Raw genomic sequence first — 19,254 nt, forward strand, 5'->3', positions numbered from 1 at the left:
ATGAAGACGCTTGTGGCGGGCTTGGCCATGGTTGCGGCACTGTTGCCGGGCGCCGCATGGGCGCAGGCGCAGATGTGCGTGGTGCCGGGCAAGGTCGAACGGCCCCGGCCGGACCTGCCGAGCGCCAAGGAGCCGCAGCGGATCCTGCCGATCGGAAGCTACACGCTCGCGCTCACCTGGAGCCCCGGCTATTGCCGCGCGCATGGCGACGAACCCGGCCGCGCCTTCCAATGCGGCGGCGACAATCGCTTCGGCTTCACCCTGCACGGGCTGTGGCCGGACGGACGCGGCAAGCTGTGGCCGCAATATTGCCAGCGCACCGACATCCTGCCGCCCGCGCTGATCGCCAAGACGATGTGCGCCACCCCCTCGGCACAGTTGATCCAGCATGAATGGGCCAAGCACGGCACCTGCATGAAGACGACGCCGCAGGCCTATTTCCAGCGCTCCACGACCCTGTACGCAGCGATACGCTACCCGGACATGGACGCGCTGTCGCGCGGCGATCTGACGGTGGGCGCGTTCAAACAGGCGTTCGCCGCGAAGAACCGGGCAATCCCGGCCAGCGCCATCCGGGTGACGACGACGCGCGACGGCTGGCTGGACGAACTGTGGCTCTGCCTCGACACCCGCTTCCGCTACCGCCGCTGCGAAGCCGGCACCGGCGGCGCGCCGGACGATGCGGCGCTGAAGATCTGGCGGGGGCGGTAAGGGCAGCGATACGCTTCCGAAAACGGTCCTTCGGTCAGCACGGCCATTCCCGGTTTTCCTCTCCGAGCAGAAATTCCGGAGAATCCGCCGGGAACCGATTCTGGTACGGCGAAACCCGCCAGCGGCTGCCAGCCTAAGCGGTGGGGCAAATTCTTCACCCCGCATTCCCCTTCGGGATCGTGACGGGCCAGGTTGCCGTCCGGGGATGGGCGCGGCATGTTGGACGTACCCGGAGGGAACGGTAATGGAGACGCGCGCCGCATCGTCCAAGGATGCCGAGGGAATGGGCCAGGTGCTTCGCGAGATCATCGCGCATACTGGCCGCCAGCGCCCAAGCGACGTTGCGTTTGTGATGGGCCGCTACATCGCCGATCCTATCTCACAGATCGATCACCTGGCTCGCCGGGTGGTGCTTGTCGAGATAGCGCTTGATCAGCCGCACGTTTCGGGTGTTCGACCGGAAGAAATAATCGGGAATCGCGCCCACGAACGGGATCATCCCCAGCGCCCAGTCGACCCCGATATTGCCGGCCATGCGCGCGATGGTGCGTTTGGGCATGCCCAGGTTGCGCGCCTCCCAGGCGAGATAGGCGCCCATCGCCGCGGCCACGCTGGGGCCGACACCGGGTACGAAATCCAGCAGCACGTCCAGCCCTATTTTCCGGCGCAGGCCGGGAATCGTCAGGCTGCGCTCGAGCAGATATTCCATCGCCTCGATGCGCTGGCGCACTGCCGCCGCGTCCCTGCCCATCGGCACGCGACCGACAAAGCCTGCTTCCAACCGCTTTGCGCGCACCATGGCCCGTTCCCTCACTCCTTGCGGAGGTGGTTCAACGGGTGCCAGGCGCGCGCGTTCCCCCGCCAGGCGCTCAGCCGCAGCGCAACGATCGAATAGCGCAGCGGCTGCGCGATCGGCAGGAAGGATACATCGCTCGCCAGCATCGCATCGGCCTCTGCGATGCGATGGGTGCGGTTGTAGAGATCCGGGGCATCGCGTGCCGCCGCGATCAGCGTCGCGGCATCCTCCGAACAGGCGCGGCAGGCAGTGGCGAGATACCATCGGCCGCTGTCGTAGGGAGCGACGGCGTCGATCAGTTCCAAATCGGCCTGCGGGTCGCCGAGTCCGACGCGACGCGGGGTGATTCCCACCGCGATCAGCGAGGCCGCAAGATGCCCCCAGACCAACGTCGCCCCCGGCCCTGCGGGCAGCGCGAGCGCGATCTCCACCGGCCCGCGATGCACCGCCTGCCATTCGCGCACGCGCTGTGCCGCCAGCGCCTGGCGCGCATCGGGGGGCACTGTCGCCCAGGCGGCCGGCGCAGGCGGGGCGGCGGAATCGAGCTGTGCCGGCAGGATCGTCTCGGCCGTCGTCCAATTCGGGGCGATCGCGCTGGTCAGGTCCGCCCGATTGATCGCCATCGCGACGGCGGCACGATTCTGGGGCGTGGAAAGAAAGCCGTCGCGGCGCAGCACCGCGAGCCCGAACAGGCCCATGGCGGGATCGAAACGGATATTCTCAGGCGCGATCCCCGCCTGTTCGACGATCGGCCAGTCGAGCACGCTGCCGCCCAGCACCAGATCCGATGCCCCCGCGCGGAAGCGCGCAATGGCCGCGGCAGCCCATTCCCCGCGCAGCCGCACATGCTGTTCGGGCGCGGGCTTGGCGGCGGGATCGTCGCCCGGCTCCTCCATCGGGCGGAGCAGCAGGCCGTCGCGCTGGCCGGGCATGATTCGAAACGGCCCGGCGCCACCGATGGCACGGCCGCGGGCCACCGACAGTTCGGGCTGGGCGAACAGGTTGAGCAGATCCGGGCGCGGATGCTTCAGCCGCACTTCGATCACCTGCGGCGTCATCTCGACGATCTCGTCGATCACTGCCAAATGCGGGCCCAGCCGGCCGCTGCCATGCGCCGCGACCGCCCGCCGCAGCGCACGAACGATTTCCTCCGCCGTTACCGGCTGGCCATTGGCCCAGCGCGCCTCGCCCAGCCGAAAGATATAGCTGCGGGCATCGTCGAACACGTTCCAGCGCGCCGCCAGCGCCGGCTCGATCTGGCCGTTCGCATCATAGCGGACCAGCCCCTGCGCCGTCGCCGCGAGTGCCACGGCCTGGGCCCCGTCGATCCCCTTCGATGCAGGATCGACCAGCAGGTCCGCGCTGCCGATCGCGCTTACGACCACCGGCGTATCGTCCTTCCGCCGGCCTTCGGGCGCGCAGGCGGTGCCGGCCAGAGCGATCGCGATCAGGGGAAAGAGCGGGCGGACCATCGGCACTTCCGAAGCAACGGACCCGCCAACCTCTATGGTAGCGCGCCTGCACTGCCAACCCCCGCTATGGCTTTCACGGCACGGCGCCGGCCTGTACGATGGCGTGATGGTGTTTTCCCGGTTCCGAAGCTCGCCCGTCGTCGCCGCCGCGATCGCAGGCGCGTTGCGCGGCTATCTGGCGATCCGCACGGTCGGCTGGTTCGTCACCCGGCCCCAGACCCGCGGCGTCCGCGCGATCGCGCTGACGGCAACGGGCGCGGTGATTCTCGTCCGGCACAGCTATCTGCCCGGCTGGCACCTGCCGGGCGGCGGCCAGGCACGCAGCGAAACGGCCGAAGCCGCGCTGCTGCGCGAACTGCGGGAGGAAATCGGCATGGTAACCCATGGCCCGGTGCGCCTGCTCGGCGAACTCGCCCATCGCCCCAACTATCGGCGCGACACGGTTACGCTGGCGGTGGTGGAGGCGATAGACTTCGCCTTTCAGCCCTCGCTGGAAATCACCGATGCCGTGGCGTTCGATCCCGACGACCTTCCCGCAGGCACCACGTCGGCGACGCGACGACGCATCGCCGAATGGCGCGCGGCAAGGCCGCCGGCACCGAACTGGTAGCTGCCTCGACGCGGTGGTGCGGACGGCGGGACTCGAACCCGCACGCCCCGAAGGGCAGAAGATTTTAAGTCTCCGGCGTCTACCGGTTCCGCCACGTCCGCGCGGACGGCAGCCAAGACGCTGCCGCACGTCGCATGTCAAGCACGCATCACACGTTCAGGCGCGCCCGCATTTCCTTGCCTGGCTTGAAATAGGGAACGCGCTTGGCGTCCACCTCCACGGCCTCGCCGGTCCGCGGATTGCGCCCCACCCGCGCATCGCGCGCACGTGTGGAAAACGCACCGAAACCGCGGAGCTCAACGCGGCCATCTTCGCTCAGCCGGCCGACGATATCGTCGAAGAAGACCGAGACGATCTTTTCGACTTCCCGAACCGAAAGGCCCGGATTTTCGTCCACCAGCAACTGCACCAACTCAGAACGGATCATCCGCTCCCCTCCCTTGGCGCACACAACCAACCAATGGCTGCGCACGGCTATCCCCAAGGAAACCCTAGCGCTGTTGGCCAATCTTCATCAACCCGAAGATTCACCAATTTTCGATTTTAATTCAGAAAAGAAGGGGAAATGGGGGCAGCCAGGCCGCCCCCATCCCATTCGATCAGTTGTTCTGGCCGCGCGCCTTGAGCGCTTCGCCCAGAATGTCGCCCAGCGAGGCGCCCGAGTCGGACGAGCCATACTGCGCAACCGCCTGCTTCTCTTCGGCAATCTGCATCGCCTTGACCGAGAAGGTCGGCTTCTTGGAACGGTCGAAACCGGTGACCATCGCGTCGAACTTCTGGCCGACCTGGAAACGCTCCGGACGCTGCTCGTCGCGGTCGCGGCCGAGATCGGTGCGCTTGATGAAGCCGGTCGCGCCGTCGTCGCCCACCTGCACTTCGAGGCCCGCGTCGCGGACTTCGAGGACGGTGACCGTGACGACCTGGTTCTTGCCCAGACGATCGGCACCACCGGTCGAGCCGGCAGCGGCGACGCCACCACGCTCAAGCTGCTTCATGCCGAGCGAGATGCGCTCCTTGTCCGGCTCCACGGCGAGAACGATCGCGGTGACGGTTTCGCCCTTGCGGTGCAGCGCCAGCGCGTCTTCGCCCGAAATGCCCCAGGCGATGTCGGACATGTGGACCATGCCGTCGACGTCGTTGTCCAGGCCGATGAACAGGCCGAACTCGGTGGCGTTCTTGACTTCGCCCTCGACGGTCGAGCCAACAGGATGCTCTTCCGCGAAACGCTCCCACGGATTCTGCTGCGCCTGCTTGAGGCCCAGCGAGATGCGGCGCTTTTCCTGATCGACCTCGAGCACGACGACTTCGACTTCCTGCGAGGTCGAGACGATCTTGCCCGGATGGACGTTCTTCTTGGTCCAGCTCATTTCCGAGACGTGGACCAGGCCCTCGATGCCGGCTTCCAGCTCGACGAACGCACCATATTCGGTGATGTTCGTGACACGGCCCGACAGCTTGGCGCCGACCGGGTACTTCACGCTCGCGCCATCCCACGGATCGCTCTCAAGCTGCTTCATGCCCAGCGAGATGCGCTGCGTGTCGCGGTTGATGCGGATGATCTGAACGCGGACGGTGTCGCCGATGTTCAGCACTTCCGACGGGTGGTTGACGCGCTTGTAGCTCAGGTCGGTGACGTGCAGCAGGCCGTCGATGCCGCCCAGGTCGACGAACGCACCATAATCGGTGATGTTCTTGACGACGCCGTCGATCACCTGGCCCTCGGCGAGGCTCTGGATCAGGCCCGAACGCTGCTCGGCGCGGGTTTCCTCGAGCACCGCGCGACGCGACACGACGATGTTGCCGCGCTTGCGGTCCATCTTGAGGATCTGGAAGGGCTGCGGGATGTCCATCAGCGGCGCGACGTCGCGCACCGGACGGATATCGACCTGGCTGCCCGGCAGGAAGGCCACGGCGCCGTTGAGGTCGACGGTGAAGCCACCCTTGACGCGGCCGAAGATCACGCCTTCGACGCGGCTGTTCTGGGCGAATTCGCCTTCCAGCTTGTCCCAGGCGGCTTCGCGGCGGGCGCGGTCGCGGCTGAGCATCGCTTCGCCGTTCGCGTTCTCGACGCGATCGACATAAACTTCGACTTCGTCGCCCACCTTGAGGTCCGCCTTCTGACCCGGCGCTGCGAATTCGCGCAGCGGCACGCGGCCTTCGGACTTGAGACCAACGTCGATGACGGCCAGATCGTTTTCGATGCCGGTGACGGTGCCGATCACGACGCGGCCTTCAAAGCCGTCCGCCTGACCGAAGGTTTCGTCGAGCAGTGCCGCGAAATCGTCGCGGGAGGGATTTGCCGTAGTGGCCATAGAAAAGTGGTTCCTAACGTTCGTTTTTTCCGGCCAACCGGTTGGATCCGGCGGTCTTGAGGGCCAGAAATGCCGCGGCGGCCGAATGCCGGTCGCGGCATCCTGCGCACGAAGGACCACGGAGGAACAGGCCGCGCCATGAACGCGAAAAGGGCGCATGGAAGCACGCTTCCATCGCCAACCTCCGGGGGCATCCGCCCGCGGGACGCGCGCCCTGTACCCGGATCGCGGCGATTTCGCAAGGCGGAGCGCGTTTCCGGTATCGTTTCCTGCGCGGCGCGGCGATGGCCCTTCCGCCTTGCTTCTGTTAGGGTTTTCGCAACTGGACAGGGGGGCCGCATGACCGTCGCACCGCGTCACCAGATCGCGCTATCCGGGCCATTGCTGGCCGCCGCGCCGATTCTGCTCACCCTGGCGGCGGCGATGGCGGTGCGCACGCCGATCGCGGTCGCGCATCCGCTGGCGGCGGGGCTGCTATTCCTTTGGGTCACCAGCGACACCAGCCTGCTCGCCGTGATCGCGCGCGCGGAGCGGCTGCGGCCGCCGGTGCGCAAGCTGGTTGCCACGCTTGCGATAGCCGCCCTCGCCGCCCTGCTGGTGCCGCCGCCGCCGGTGCGCGCGGCACTGCTTTCGCTACCCGGTCTCGCTGCAGCCATCGCGGTGCTGATGCTGGTCCATCTTAGCTGGGCCCTTGCCGCCGCCTTCCGGCAATGGCGCGCGGCATCGCAGGCGCGATGGATCGCCGCCGCGTCGGAACTGCTGCCGCCCGCGCTGGTCCGCCTCGCCGCCGCCGAGCTGCGCCTGCTCCATCTCGCCTTGTTCCGCTGGGGCGCACCGCCCGACGTGCCGCCAGGGTGCCAGGGCTTCGCCTATCACCGGCATCTGACGCCGATGGCCGTCACGCTGCTGGCGCTGCAGACGATCGAAGTCGCGGTACACCATCTGCTGCTCGCGCATTGGAGCGCCTTCGCCGCCTATATCCTGTTCGTGCTGAGCGATATCGGGCTGGTCTATCTGATCGGGCTGATCAAGTCCTTTCGCCTGCGCCCGGTGCTGCTGACGCCGGAGGGCGTGCGCATCCGCACCGGCATCGCGATCGACCGGTTCGTTCCCTATGCCGATATCGCCGCAGTGGAGGCGGCGTTCGATTCAACGCTGGTGAAGGACAGGGGGACGCTGAACGCCGGGCTGCTCGCCTGGCCGAATCTGGTGCTGCTGCTGCACGATCCGCTGCCAGGGCGGCGTCGCCGCACGGCGATCGCCTTTCGCCTCGACGATCCCGAGCCGTTCGTGCGCGCGCTGCGCTGGCGGCTCGAGAGCAGACCGTCATAGCGGCGCGCCGAGTCCTCCCCCTGGCGGGGGAGGATCGGCCTGCTTACGCCCGCCCGACCACGCTTTCCGGCAGATCCTTGCCGAACACGCGCTGATAATATTCCGCCACCTGCGCCCGCTCGGCATCGTCGCACTTGTTGAGGAACGACAGGCGGAAGGCGAAGCCGACATCGCCGAAGATCAGCGCATTCTGCGCCCAGGTGATCACGGTACGCGGGCTCATCACGGTGGAGATATCGCCGTTGATGAAGCCGCGGCGGGTGAGTTCCGCCACGCGGACCATGTTCTCCACCGTCTCCTTGCCGCCCGGCTTGTCATATTCGCCGGACTTGGCGAGCACGATCCGCGCCTCGGTGGCGGCGGGCAGATAGTTGAGCGTGACCACGATGTTCCAGCGGTCCATCTGGCCCTGGTTGATCTGCTGGGTGCCATGGTACAGGCCGCTGGTGTCGCCCAGGCCCACCGTGTTGGCGGTGGCGAACAGGCGGAACCACGGGCTGGGGCGGATCACCCGGTTCTGGTCGAGCAGGGTCAGCTTGCCCTCGGTCTCCAGCACGCGCTGGATCACGAACATCACGTCCGGGCGGCCCGCATCATATTCGTCGAACACCAAAGCCGTCGGCGTCTGCAACGCCCAGGGCAGCAGGCCTTCGCGGAATTCGGTGATCTGCTGGCCGTCCTTCAGCACGATCGCGTCGCGGCCGATCAGGTCGATGCGGCTGATATGCGCGTCCAGGTTGATGCGGATGCACGGCCAGTTGAGCCGCGCGGCCACCTGCTCGATGTGGCTCGACTTGCCGGTGCCGTGATAGCCTTGGATCATCACGCGGCGATTGTGCGCAAAGCCGGCCAGCACCGCGAGGGTGGTGTCCGGATCGAACACATAGGCGGGGTCCAGATCGGGCACCCGCTCGTCCGCCTCGCTGAACGCGGGGACTTCCATGTCGATGTCGATCCCGAACAGGTCGCGCACCTTCACCATCTTGTCGGGCGCGGCGAGGATCGTGGTTTCCCGGCTGTCGGGCTGGGTGTTGGGGATGTCGGCCATGGGTCTTAAAATCCTTGAGTCCGTTCGGGGACTAGAGGCTTGTTTGCCGCACTGCAACCGCATGTCCCCTTGGGGCAGGATCAGGCGGCGATCTTCGGCGGCAGCAGGAACAGATCGGCGAAGGCGGCGGCGCGGCCGGTATCGCCCTCCACCACAAACCTCCCCTCCCCCAACGCGAAGGCCAGCGGCATCGATCCGAACAGCACCGGCAGAAAATCATTGGGTTCGCCGATGAACACCGCCTCCGCCCCGGCCAACGTACCCCGCTCGACCGCCAGCGCGCCGTCGGCGATGATCGCGAGATAGGCCTCCTCCCCCAGCCGGAAGCCGATCCGCCCGGCCCATCCCGCCGCCTTGTCCGGCAGCAGCAGCATCCGCAGCGCCAGCAGCAGCGACACGCGCGAAAAGGGCAGGCTCGGATCGTGCTGGGGGGAGCGCAGCGCCCAGCGCCCCATCGCCATCACCACCGGCTCCGCCTCATAGCCCCAGGGGGTAAGCGCATAAACCTGCACGCTGGCCGGCGGCGGCAGCTTTTCGCGGACGACGATGCCGTCCGCCTCCAGCCCGGCCAGCCGCTGGCTAAGGACATTGGCGCTGAGCCCCGGCAGGCCGGCACGAATTTCTCCGAAGCGGCGCGGCCCCAGCAGCAGCTCGCGGATGATGAGCAGCGCCCAGCGCTCGCCGACGAACTCCAGCGCCAGCGCGGTGCCGCAGGCGTCGTCGTAGCGGCGCTTCTTATCCATGTTAGTTACTTTTTCTAACTTCACCGTTGTTTTTTAGGATCGACGGAGGCACGAATCAAGCAGGCCGCGACTCGAAACGCGGCAAAGCAGGAGAGAAGGCCATGCCGAACCCCGTGTTCGTGAACCTGCCCGTCGCCGATGTGGCGCGCGCGACTGCCTTTTACGAAGCGATCGGATGCACGATGGATCGGCGGTTCAGCGGGCCCACCGCCAGCGCGATGGTGTTTTCGGAATCGCTGACCTTCATGCTGCTCCACCGCGATTTCTTTCAAACCTTCACCCCGCGCGCGATCGCCGATGCGACGGCGGTGACGGAGGTGCTGATCGCCCTGCCGCTCGACGATCGCGCGGCGGTCGATACGTTGGTCGCAAAGGCGGTCGATGCTGGCGGCAGCGGCGATATCCGGCCGGTGCAGGACATGGGCTTCATGTACGGCCGCAGTTTCACCGATCCCGACGGCCATATCTTCGAGCCGTTCCATATGGACCAGGCCGCGGCGGAGGCTGCCATGGCCGCCGCCCAGCCGGCCTGAGCCTGGGAGCGCGCCGATGTCGTTCCAAGCCTATCTCGACAATATCGAGGCCAAGACCGGCCGCAGCCCCGACGATTTCCGCCGTTATGCCGCCGAGAAGGGCTGGGCGGATCCGTCGGGCCTGCGCCCCGGCGTGAAGGCCGGCGTGATCGTCGACGATCTCAAGGCGCAGTTCGGGCTGGGGCACGGCCATGCGATGGCGATCGTCGCGTTGCTCAAGGGTGCCAAGCGCGAGGGCGATGCCTGATTCAAAGGGGAGACGCGCGATGAGCTATCTCGACGGATATGTGATCCCGGTGCCGGAGGCGAAGAAGGAAGCGTATCGCGCGCTGGCGGCGGAGACGGCCGAACTGTTCCTGAAGTTCGGCGCGACGCGGGTGCTGGAGGGTTGGGGCGAGGACGTGCCGCACGGCACCGCCACCGATTTCTACCGCGCGACGCTGGCCGAGCAAGGCGAGGCGGTGGTGTTCGCCTGGGTGCTGTGGCCGGACAAGCCGACGCGCGACGCCGGCTGGGGCAAGCTGATGGAAGCGCCCGAGATGCAGGGCCGGACGATGCCGTTCGACGGCAAGCGGATGTTCTGGGGCGGCTTCGAACCGATCGTCGAAATGGGCCGGAATGAAATCCAGGGAGGCACAGCATGACGAACCGGCACGGCGATTTCCTGTGGTATGAACTGATGACGCGCGATGCTGCCAGGGCATCGGCCTTTTACGGTTCGGTGGTCGGCTGGCAGGTGGCGGACGCGCCGCCCGGCGGGCCGGAGTACCGCATGATCGCGGCCCCCGATGGCAATGCCGGCGGGATGCTGCAGCTCGACAATGCGATGCTGGCGGCGGGAGCGAAGCCGACATGGCTCGTCTATTTCGCGGCGGACGACGTCGATGCCAGCGTGGCCGCGATCACGGCGGCGGGCGGCACGGTGCTGGTGCCGGCCTGGGATGCGGCCGGCGTCGGCCGGATCGCGATGGTCACCGATCCGCAAGGCATTCCCTTCTATGTGATGCGCGGCGCGACCGAGGACGCGACCAGCACGGTCTTTCAGCGCAACGGCCTGGGCCATGTCGGCTGGAACGAACTGCTCACGCCCGATGCCGAAGCCGCGCTTGGCTTCTACCACCGCCAGTTCGGGCTGACCCGGCTGGGCGGGATGCCGATGGGCGAGATGGGCGAATACAGCTTCATCGGCCGGGAAGCCGATGCGCCGGTGGGCGCGATCATGCGATCCCCGCCCGGCGCCGCGCCCGGCTGGAGCTTCTATTTCCGGGTCGACGATGTCGATGCCGCCAAGGATCGCGTCACGGCTGGCGGCGGCACCATCGTCATGGAGCCGATGGACGTGCCGGGCGGAGAGCGCGTGCTGCAGGCGGCGGATCCGGATGGCGCGCTGTTCGGGCTGGTAAGCGGACAGGAAAGCGGCTGACGGCGGCGCGCACCCGGACCGCGGTCAGGCGGGAATGCCGTCGACTTCCTGCCTGGCCGCGCGTGCCTTGTGCCAGCGCTGCAACTGGCTTTTCATATCCAGCGCGGGCTTCTCGACCAGGTGCCACGACGCGAACGCCAGTGGCGCGGTGACGGCGGCGACGGCCAGCGTGAGCATGATCGGGGGCAGGTGCACGCCCAGAGTGATGAACATCGCCAGCACCGGCATGGCATAGATGTACATGCCGAACGAGTAATCGCCCCAGTTCGCCGAAAAATTGCCGCTGCGAAAGCCCGCGCACAACACGAAATAGGCCGCCGCGATGGTACGGGCGTGGCCAGCGAAGCCGGTATTCTGCAGCAGGCACGCGGCGATCAGCACGCCGATCGCCGCGATCCAGTTCAGCGGGACGCGCGAACGGAAGATATAGAGCGCGATGCCCAGCGCGAAGGCGGCCCACAGCCGCGAGAACTGATCGACGAAATAGATCTTGCTGCCGATCTTGGCGGCCAGCGCGCCATGGACGGCGGGGATATCGGTGAGCAGCGCCAAGGCGAAGCTCGCCACCAACGCTGCGACGACCGCCCTTCGCCCGCCGAGATATTTGGCCGCCGTGAACAGGATGCCGAGAATGCAATAGCAATAGCATTCCCAAGGGATGGTCCACAGCGATCCGTTCACGTTGCACAGCGCCGTCCCACACTGCACGCCGGGCAATTCGTAATGGGGACGCAGCGTGGCGGCACCGAGCACGAACTCCAGGAACTTGGGATCGGCCATATAGGCGGTGGTGGAAAGCCGGGAGAAGAACATCCCCATCAGCCCCACCACGATCGCCATCACCATCAGGCCCGGCCAGATCCGGGAAACCCGCGATGCCGCATAATCGAGGATGGAATCGCGCCGTTCCAGGCTGCGATAGACGAGGAAGCCGGAAAGAACGAAGAATCCGTCCACCGCGAACCACGAGATCGGCCAGCCGAGCAACGGCTTCAGCGCATCGGTGTCGTGCAAGGGGTAATAGGAATGCGAGTAGATCACCGCCGTCGCCAGAATCAACCGCACCGCATTGAGGTTGTTCGACGATTTCTGGAGGTCTTTGTCGGTGATGAAATGCGTCGCCGGCGTGGAATCGACGGCGGGCAGTTCGAACGCGTCGATACGATCATTCACGGCGGTCGTCATGATTCCCCCTGCGGTGGCGGGGGGATATCATTAGATAGAATTTAACGCTAGCGCTTGAGGATATCCAGCGCCGCGGCGGTCATCGCTTCGGTGGCGGTGCCGATCACCGCCTCGGCATCGGGAGCCCATTGCGCGCTGTGGAGCGAGGGGAGCGTGCCCTTGCCGGCCTGCGCCGCCTCCCATTTCGCCTTGGGCACGCCGCCCACCCAGAAAATCGTGCTCTGGATGCGCTGATCGGCCAGCCAGTAGCGGCTGAAATCCTCGCCGCCCATCACCGCCTTGGTCTCCACCACCCGGTCCTGGCCGAAGCGGGCGGCGAACAGCGCCTGCAGCCGCCCGACCAACGGCTGGGTGTTGAAGGTGGCGGGCGTATATTCGTCCTTCACCGTCACCACCGGCATCCGGTCTTCCGGCACACCGGCGGCGATCGCCTCGCCCCGCGCGATCCGGGCGATGCCGTCGAGCAATTGCTTGCGCGCCTCGGGCGTGAAGCTGCGGACGGTGAGCAGCATCGTCACGTCGTTGCCGATGATGTTGTGCTTCGATCCGCCATGGATCGCGCCCACCGTCACCACCGCCGGCTGCTGCGGGTCCATCTCGCGGGCCACCAGCGTTTGCAGCGTGGTGACGATGCGCGCGGCGAGAACGATCGGATCCTTGGTGGTGTGCGGATAGGCACCGTGCCCGCCCACACCCTTCACCACCACGTCCACCGAATCGACATTGGCCAGCGCATAGCCGGGCGTCAGGCCGATCTGCCCGGCAGGCTGGCCGGCGCTGTCGTGAAAGGCGATGGCATAATCGGGCTTGGGGAAGCGCGTGAACAGGCCGTCGTCCAGCATGTCCTTGGCGCCGCGCCCGCGCTCCTCGGCCGGCTGCGCGATCATCACCACGGTGCCGTGCCATTTGTCCTTCATCGCCGCCAGGTTGCGCAGCGTGCCCACCCAGGTCGCCATATGCGTGTCGTGGCCGCAGGCGTGCATCACGCCGCTCTCGATCCCCTCGTCGGTCACCGCCCGCACCTTCGAGGCGAAGGGCAGCCCGGTATCCTCGATCACCGGCAGCCCGTCCATATCGGCCCGGATCAGCAGCACCGGGCCGGCGCCGTTGCGCAGCACCGCGACCACGCCGGTGCCGCCGACCTTTTCGGTAACGTCATATCCCGCCGCGCGCGCCGCCGCCGCCAGCTTGGCCGCAGTCTTCTCCTCGTGCAGGCTCAGTTCGGGGTTGGCGTGGAGATCGCGATAGAGCGTCATCAGCGCCGGCATCGCCTTGGCGGTCGCATCGCGCACCGGATCGGCGGTCGCGGCACCGGGCGCGGCCAGGCTCATCGCCCCCGCGAGCAGAAAAGGTCCAAACATCCAGCCCCCTGTTCCAGCATGGCGCGAGTGTCTCGCGCCACCGGCCCGCTGTCAAATCCCGGTGGGCACCATCTCCACCACGTCCAGCTTCGATTCGAAGCGGGGATACGGCATCACGAACCGCCAGCGCCGCGCCTCGATCTGCTCACCATAGCCGAGCAGATCGCGCGCATTGTCGATGCCGTAGCGCAGCGGCGCGCTTTCGTCGCCGATCTCGAGCGTGCCGATGAAGATCACCCGGGCCCTGGTTTCGGGAAAGATATTCCCTTCCGCACGCTGCACCCCGCCGCTCACGCGGAAATGGAGGACCTCCCCCACCTGGGTAAGCGTGCAGGGTTGCCAATCACCGATGGTCAGCGGCGACACCGCCGTACCGGCGCCGCCCAGCTTGTAGGTGCGGCACCGGTAGCTGCCCGCCGGCGGCATCGCATCGCCCAGCGCGCGATCGGGATCGAACAGCGTCGGGTCCCCGGCGATCACGGCGGGGTTGGCGGCCTTGGCCAGCGGCAGCGCCTCTTCCCAGGCGTCGCGCCATTTGCGCAGCCGCTCGCGATCGGCATCGGTGGCGATCGGCCGCCAGCCGACGCTGGTGTCGATCCGCGGCGTCGTCGCCTCGCGATAGACGCCGCAACCGCCCAGCATCCCGGCCAGCCCGGCCATGGCGACCAGCGTGCGCAGGATCATTCCGCGGTCCATCCGCCGTCGATCGAATAATTGGCGCCGGTGATCTGCGCCGCCTCGTCGCGGCACAGGAACAACGCCATCGCCGCCACCTGCTCCGGCAGCACGAACTGCTTGGTCGGCTGCGCATCGAGCAGCACGTCGTTGATCACCTGGTCGCGGGTCAGGCCCCGCGCCTTCATCGTATCGGGGATCTGGTTCTCGACGAGCGGCGTCCAGACATAGCCGGGCGAGATGCAGTTGACCGTGATGCCGTGCGTGGCGACTTCCAGCGCCGCGGTCTTGGTAAGCCCCGCCAGCCCGTGCTTGGCGGCGACATAGGCGGCCTTGTTCGGGCTCGCCACCAGGCTGTGCGCGCTGGCGGTGGAAATGATGCGGCCCCATTTCCGCGCCTTCATCCCCGGAATCGCCGCGCGCATCAGGTGGAAGGTGGAACTGAGGTTGATCGCCAGGATCGCATCCCATTTCTCGATCGGGAACTGGTCGATCGGCGCGACATATTGGATGCCGGCGTTCGAAATCGCGATATCGACCGCGCCGAATTCGGCCTCGGCGCGCGCCACCATCGCCGCGATCGCCTCGGGCTTGGTCATGTCGGCGGCATCGTAGAGCGCCTTGCCGCCGCTGGTCTCCGCAAGCGCCGCGCGCTCCTTCTCGATCGCCGCGGCATCGCCGAAGCCGTTGATCATCACGTTCGCGCCCTCGGCGGCCAGCGCCTTGGCATAGGTCAGGCCGATGCCCGAGGTGGACCCGGTGATGATCGCGGACTTGCCCTTGAGGAACATTGGCGGACTCCTAACGCTTGGTGAGGTCGAAGGCGGCGGTCTTGCCGTCGAGAATGTTCTGCGCAACGAGGCGCGAATTGGCCATGGTTTCGGCCACTGCGGCGCGGCCGGCCTCCCAATGCTCGTGCATCGTCCGCGCGGAGAATTCGAAGTCGCGCGATCCGCCCTCCCAGGCGTTGGCGCGGTAGATCAGCTGGACGACGTTGACCGGGTGCTCGGTGACCAGGTCGCGCACCGCCTTCACCTGCGGATCGTCGGCCAGATGATCGGGCAGCTTTTCCAGCAGTCGCCGCACCGTCTCGCGCGCGGTGCGCAGCCGCAGCCGTTCGTCGGAGATGGCGCGCGTGCGGCTGGAGAAGCGGATTTCCTTCTCGCGCGCCATCACGTCCATGATCGTGCGCGGCAATGCGTTCTCGGCGGGGAAAAGGTCGACCTGGAAGACGAGCATCTCGGCCTCCTGCCGATCGAGGACATGGGTGAGCGGCGTATTCGAGACGAGTCCCCCGTCCCAATACCAGCAGCCGTCGATCTCGACCGGCGGCAACCCAGGCGGCAACGCACCAGAGGCCATGATGTGCCGTGCGTCGATGCGTTCGTCGCGCGTGTCGAAATAGCGGAAATTGCCGCTGTGCAAGTTCACCGCCCCCACCGAAAGCCGCACCGGCCCGTCGTTCAGCAGGTCCCAGTCGATCAGCCGGTCCAGCGTCTCGCGCAGGGGGCTGGTATCATAAAAGCTCAGCGCACCCGGCGTGCCCGGCAGGGCAAAGGCGGGCGGGATCGGGCGGGGCCGGAAAAAGCCCGGCACGCCTGCCAGCATCACCGCGCCGGCGGCCCATTCGTGGCTGATCTCGCGCAAGCGATCGTTCATCGGCAGGGAAAAATCCGGCAGCGCCGATGTCGCCTGCTCCCAGAAGGCGCGGATCGCTTCCAGCCGCTTTCCGGGCGGATTGCCGGCGAACAGCGCCGCGTTGACCGCGCCGATCGAGATGCCGGCGACCCAGTCGACCTCGATATTGGCGACCGCAAGCTCCTCGATCACCCCCGCCTGGAAACTGCCGAGCGCGCCGCCGCCCTGCAGCACCAGCGCCACGGTGTCGGGCAGCGGCATACCGGGTGCGGCATGGCGGCGGCGGTGCGGGCGGGACTCGGCATCGGCCATGCGCGCGATGTGGGCCATCTGTTGCTGCAGGGCAATACGAACCTTGAATGCCGCGCGTGCAGACGGTGCAACGCACGCCGGATTGGCGCATTGTAACGCCGAACGAACAAAGGGGAGGCCCCATGCGGCTCGACGATCTCGATCCTACCGACAATGCCCGCGATCTCGGTTCGGGCGGCGGCGGGGGCGGCTTTCCGCTCCTGGGTCTGCTGCCGCTGTTCCTCGGGCGCGGCATGGGCTGTGGCGGCATCGTCCTGATCGGCATCATCGCGCTGGTGATGTTCGGCCTGGGCGGCGGCGGCGGGATGCTGGGGAAGAGCGGCGGCGGCGGCACCGCCGGCCAATCGCCGACGGCAGGCCAGTCCGGCCAGCAGGTCTGCCGCGTCAACGAACGCCGGCTGGAGGCGTGCCGAGTGATGCGCAGCACCGACCTGACCTGGGCGAAGATCTTCCAGGAAATGGGCCGGAGCGACTATAAACCGGCCACCATCAACTTCTTCTCGGGCGGTACGCGTACCGGCTGCGGCGCGGCGAGTTCGGCCGTCGGCCCCTTTTACTGCCCCAGCGACAACGGCGTGTATATCGACACCAGCTTCTTCGACGAGTTGCAGAACCGCTTCGGCGCGAAGGGCGACTTCGCCCGCGATTATGTGATCGCCCATGAAATGGGCCACCACATCCAGGATCTGCTCGGCACCTCGCGCGAAGTGTCGCAGGCACAGGCGCAAAGCTCCAGGACCGAGGGAAACCGCCTGTCGGTCAGGCTGGAACTGCAGGCCGATTGCTATGCCGGCGTCTGGGCCGCGCGCAACCGCGACCGGCTGGAACCCGGCGACATCGAGGAAGGCATGACCGCCGCCAACGCGATCGGCGACGATACGCTCCAGAAAGAAGCCCAGGGGAGCGTGGTGCCGGACAGCTTCACCCATGGCACCTCGGCGCAGCGCATGGCGTGGCTGAAGCGCGGGCTGGAAACCGGCGATCCCCGCCAGTGCGACACGTTCAGCGCGGGGATATGAACCGCACGCGCGCCGGTTCCGGCCGGCGCGCCCGGCCTTAGGGGAATGCCCCCTTTGCACGTTCGCGCAGGCCACCCATATGCGGGTCCATGAACGACAAGAACGCTGCGTGGCACGGCACGACGATCCTCTCCGTGCGCAAATCCGGCAAGGTGGTGATTGCGGGCGACGGCCAGGTTTCGGCCGGCAACACCGTGATGAAGCCCAACGCCCGCAAGGTCCGCCCGCTCGGCGATGGCAAGGTGATCGCGGGCTTCGCCGGCGCCACGGCGGACGCCTTCACCCTGTTCGAGCGGCTGGAAGCCAAGCTGGAGCGCCACCACGGCCAGCTGCTGCGCGCGGCGGTGGAACTCGCCAAGGACTGGCGGACCGACAAATATCTCCGCAACCTGGAAGCGATGCTGCTCGTCGCCGACAAGGACGTGACGCTGGTGATCACCGGCAATGGCGACGTGCTCGAGCCCGAGGCGCATGAACACGGCACCGTCGCGGCGATCGGCTCTGGCGGCAATTTCGCGCTGTCCGCAGCGCGCGCGCTGATCGAGTACGAGCCGGATGCCGAAGTGGTCGCGCGCAAGGCGATGGCGATCGCCGGCGAGCTGTGCGTCTACACCAACGACCGGCTGACCGTGGAGACGCTGGAAAGCGCAGGCTGACTTCTTCTCCCCTCCCGCGCGCGGGAGGGGGCGGGGGTGGGCGCTCGCTCGCCTCCAAAGACATCGCTCGCGGATGGCGGGCGCCCACCCCTAGCCCCTCCCGCAAGCGGGAGGGGAACGAGTAGAACATGAACCAGAACCTCACCCCCAAGACGATAGTTGCCGCGCTGGACGCGCACATCATTGGCCAGAAGGACGCCAAGAAGGCGGTCGCCGTCGCGCTGCGCAACCGCTGGCGCCGGCAGCAACTCGCCGCCGACCTGCGCGACGAGGTGACGCCGAAGAACATCCTGATGATCGGGCCCACCGGCTGCGGCAAGACCGAGATCAGCCGCCGTCTCGCCAAGCTGGCCGACGCGCCCTTCGTGAAGGTGGAAGCGACCAAGTTCACCGAGGTCGGCTATGTCGGCCGCGACGTCGAGCAGATCGCCCGCGACCTGGTCGAGGAAGCGATCCGGCTCGAGAAGGAGCGCCGCCGCTCGGCGGTGAAGGACAAGGCCGAAGAGGCCGCGATGGGCCGCCTGCTCGACGCGCTGACCGGCAAGGATGCCAGCACCGCGACGCGCGAGGCGTTCAAGCAGCGCTTCAACGAAGGCCTGCTCGACAACACCGAAATCGAGATCGAGGTCGAGCAGGCGCCGCAGATGCCGTTCGACATCCCCGGCGGTGCGCCGCAGATGATCAACCTGTCGGAAATGATGAAGGGCCTGACCGGCACGCCGCTCAAGCGCCGCAAGCTCAACGTCCGCTCCGCCTGGGAAAAGCTGGTCGAGGAAGAGGCCGACAAGCGGCTGGACCAGGACGAGGTGAGCCGGGTGGCCCTTGCCGATGCGGAAGCGAACGGGATCGTCTTCCTCGACGAGATCGACAAGATCGCGGTCTCCGACGTGCGCGGCGGATCGGTGAGCCGCGAGGGCGTCCAGCGCGACCTGCTGCCGCTGATCGAGGGCACCACCGTCGCCACCAAATACGGCCCGATGAAGACGGACCACATCCTGTTCATCGCGAGCGGCGCCTTCCATGTCGCCAAGCCCAGCGACCTGCTGCCCGAGCTGCAGGGCCGCCTGCCGATCCGGGTGGAGCTGAAGGCGCTGACCGAAGAGGATTTCGTCGCGATCCTTTCGGACACCAAGGCGAGCCTGGTGCGGCAATATGCCGCTTTGCTCGGCACCGAGGGCGTCTCGATCGACTTCACCGAGGACGGCATCCGCGCAGTGGCGAAGATTGCCGCCGAGGTGAATGCCGAGGTGGAGAATATCGGTGCCCGCCGCCTGCAGACGGTGATGGAGAAGCTGCTGGAGGAAGTCAGCTTCGAGGCCGAGGACCGCTCGGGGAGCGCGGTGGTGATCGACGCGGCCTATGTCGACAAGCAACTGGCCAGCGTGGCGCGGAACACCGATCTGAGCCGCTACGTGCTGTAGATGCCAA

At 67.2% G+C, this 19,254-nt stretch carries 21 protein-coding genes and 1 tRNA gene; 10 read left to right on the forward strand and 12 right to left on the reverse strand.

The features are described from left to right. Positions 1–711, forward strand: coding sequence for a ribonuclease T2 family protein (locus tag DD559_RS10065; RefSeq protein WP_116470840.1), 711 nt, complete (start codon positions 1–3; stop codon positions 709–711). A 379-nt stretch (positions 712–1,090) separates the two neighbouring features. Here the strand turns inward: DD559_RS10065 and DD559_RS10070 are convergent, their stop codons facing one another. Both DD559_RS10070 and DD559_RS10075 read right to left on the reverse strand, forming a co-directional pair. Continuing rightward, entirely contained in the window at positions 1,091–1,510 is a 420-nt protein-coding gene (locus DD559_RS10070) for a DUF4112 domain-containing protein (protein ID WP_116469058.1), read from the reverse strand. Positions 1,511–1,521: 11 nt separating this feature from the next. Further along, on the reverse strand, positions 1,522–2,979 hold the full coding sequence (locus tag DD559_RS10075) for an ABC transporter substrate-binding protein (protein ID WP_116469059.1): 1,458 nt from the start codon (positions 2,977–2,979) through the stop codon (positions 1,522–1,524). Between the two features lie 106 nt (positions 2,980–3,085). Between DD559_RS10075 and DD559_RS10080 the strand changes: the two genes are divergently transcribed. Next, positions 3,086–3,589: an NUDIX domain-containing protein gene (locus tag DD559_RS10080; RefSeq protein WP_116469060.1), complete on the forward strand. Its 504-nt coding sequence runs from the start codon at positions 3,086–3,088 to the stop codon at positions 3,587–3,589. A gap of 14 nt (positions 3,590–3,603) precedes the next feature. Here the strand turns inward: DD559_RS10080 and DD559_RS10085 are convergent. The 3 genes from DD559_RS10085 to rpsA form a co-directional block, all read right to left on the reverse strand. Continuing rightward, a tRNA-Leu gene (locus DD559_RS10085) sits at positions 3,604–3,690 on the reverse strand. 47 nt (positions 3,691–3,737) lie between these two features. Then, positions 3,738–4,016, reverse strand: a complete 279-nt coding sequence (locus DD559_RS10090; protein ID WP_116469061.1) for an integration host factor subunit beta — start codon at positions 4,014–4,016, stop codon at positions 3,738–3,740. A 172-nt stretch (positions 4,017–4,188) separates the two neighbouring features. Further along, the gene (gene rpsA / locus DD559_RS10095; protein WP_116469062.1) at positions 4,189–5,901 is read right to left on the reverse strand and encodes a 30S ribosomal protein S1; all 1,713 of its coding nucleotides are present in this window, start codon (positions 5,899–5,901) and stop codon (positions 4,189–4,191) included. Positions 5,902–6,240: 339 nt separating this feature from the next. On the opposite strand from rpsA, the gene DD559_RS10100 reads away from it, so the two are divergent. After that, entirely contained in the window at positions 6,241–7,233 is a 993-nt protein-coding gene (locus tag DD559_RS10100; protein WP_133243811.1) for a hypothetical protein, read from the forward strand. 43 nt (positions 7,234–7,276) lie between these two features. Here the strand turns inward: DD559_RS10100 and cobS are convergent, their stop codons facing one another. Together cobS and DD559_RS10110 are read right to left on the reverse strand one after the other, a co-directional pair. Continuing rightward, a complete protein-coding gene (cobS, locus tag DD559_RS10105; RefSeq protein ID WP_116469064.1) occupies positions 7,277–8,281 on the reverse strand; it encodes a cobaltochelatase subunit CobS in 1,005 nt (334 codons plus the stop codon). Positions 8,282–8,361: 80 nt separating this feature from the next. Further along, entirely contained in the window at positions 8,362–9,024 is a 663-nt protein-coding gene (locus tag DD559_RS10110) for a winged helix-turn-helix transcriptional regulator (RefSeq protein ID WP_240610206.1), read from the reverse strand. Positions 9,025–9,125: 101 nt separating this feature from the next. Between DD559_RS10110 and DD559_RS10115 the strand changes: the two genes are divergently transcribed. Genes DD559_RS10115 through DD559_RS10130 form a run of 4 tightly spaced genes read left to right on the forward strand, consistent with a single transcriptional unit; the run spans position 9,126 to position 10,980 of the window. Then, the gene (locus DD559_RS10115; protein WP_116470841.1) at positions 9,126–9,557 is read left to right on the forward strand and encodes a VOC family protein; all 432 of its coding nucleotides are present in this window, start codon (positions 9,126–9,128) and stop codon (positions 9,555–9,557) included. Positions 9,558–9,573: 16 nt separating this feature from the next. Beyond that, positions 9,574–9,804, forward strand: coding sequence for a DUF4287 domain-containing protein (locus DD559_RS10120; protein ID WP_116469066.1), 231 nt, complete (start codon positions 9,574–9,576; stop codon positions 9,802–9,804). Between the two features lie 19 nt (positions 9,805–9,823). Then, positions 9,824–10,201 carry a DUF1428 domain-containing protein gene (locus DD559_RS10125; protein WP_116469067.1) on the forward strand — a complete coding sequence of 126 codons (378 nt, stop codon included), beginning with the start codon at positions 9,824–9,826 and terminating at the stop codon, positions 10,199–10,201. Then, the gene (locus DD559_RS10130; RefSeq protein ID WP_116469068.1) at positions 10,198–10,980 is read left to right on the forward strand and encodes a VOC family protein; all 783 of its coding nucleotides are present in this window, start codon (positions 10,198–10,200) and stop codon (positions 10,978–10,980) included. Before DD559_RS10125 ends, DD559_RS10130 begins: the two co-directional genes overlap by 4 nt. A gap of 24 nt (positions 10,981–11,004) precedes the next feature. Here DD559_RS10130 and DD559_RS10135 read toward each other — a convergent pair whose 3' ends face one another. From DD559_RS10135 to DD559_RS10155, 5 genes are read right to left on the reverse strand one after another with little or no spacing between them, the layout of a single operon-like run. After that, positions 11,005–12,165: an acyltransferase family protein gene (locus DD559_RS10135; protein ID WP_116469069.1), complete on the reverse strand. Its 1,161-nt coding sequence runs from the start codon at positions 12,163–12,165 to the stop codon at positions 11,005–11,007. A gap of 47 nt (positions 12,166–12,212) precedes the next feature. Next, positions 12,213–13,526 (reverse strand): amidohydrolase, encoded by a 1,314-nt coding sequence (locus DD559_RS10140; RefSeq protein WP_116469070.1) that lies wholly within the window; start codon positions 13,524–13,526, stop codon positions 12,213–12,215. A gap of 51 nt (positions 13,527–13,577) precedes the next feature. Next, the gene (locus tag DD559_RS10145; RefSeq protein ID WP_240610207.1) at positions 13,578–14,210 is read right to left on the reverse strand and encodes a DUF4893 domain-containing protein; all 633 of its coding nucleotides are present in this window, start codon (positions 14,208–14,210) and stop codon (positions 13,578–13,580) included. Beyond that, positions 14,207–14,992, reverse strand: a complete 786-nt coding sequence (locus DD559_RS10150) for a 3-hydroxybutyrate dehydrogenase (protein ID WP_116469072.1) — start codon at positions 14,990–14,992, stop codon at positions 14,207–14,209. Before DD559_RS10150 ends, DD559_RS10145 begins: the two co-directional genes overlap by 4 nt. A 10-nt stretch (positions 14,993–15,002) precedes the next feature. Continuing rightward, on the reverse strand, positions 15,003–16,151 hold the full coding sequence (locus tag DD559_RS10155) for a patatin-like phospholipase family protein (protein WP_116470842.1): 1,149 nt from the start codon (positions 16,149–16,151) through the stop codon (positions 15,003–15,005). 122 nt (positions 16,152–16,273) lie between these two features. Here DD559_RS10155 and ypfJ point away from each other — a divergent pair, with 122 nt between their 5' ends. The 3 genes from ypfJ to hslU all read left to right on the forward strand — a co-directional run bounded on the left by ypfJ (position 16,274) and on the right by hslU (position 19,247). Beyond that, positions 16,274–17,170: a KPN_02809 family neutral zinc metallopeptidase gene (ypfJ, locus tag DD559_RS10160; RefSeq protein WP_116469073.1), complete on the forward strand. Its 897-nt coding sequence runs from the start codon at positions 16,274–16,276 to the stop codon at positions 17,168–17,170. 89 nt (positions 17,171–17,259) lie between these two features. Continuing rightward, positions 17,260–17,826, forward strand: a complete 567-nt coding sequence (gene hslV, locus DD559_RS10165) for an ATP-dependent protease subunit HslV (RefSeq protein ID WP_116469074.1) — start codon at positions 17,260–17,262, stop codon at positions 17,824–17,826. Positions 17,827–17,954: 128 nt separating this feature from the next. Then, the gene (gene hslU, locus DD559_RS10170) at positions 17,955–19,247 is read left to right on the forward strand and encodes an ATP-dependent protease ATPase subunit HslU (protein ID WP_116469075.1); all 1,293 of its coding nucleotides are present in this window, start codon (positions 17,955–17,957) and stop codon (positions 19,245–19,247) included. Positions 19,248–19,254 lie beyond the last annotated feature (7 nt).

The organism is Sphingomonas pokkalii, from assembly GCF_003096275.1.
Taxonomy (GTDB): Bacteria; Pseudomonadota; Alphaproteobacteria; order Sphingomonadales; family Sphingomonadaceae; genus Sphingomonas; species Sphingomonas pokkalii.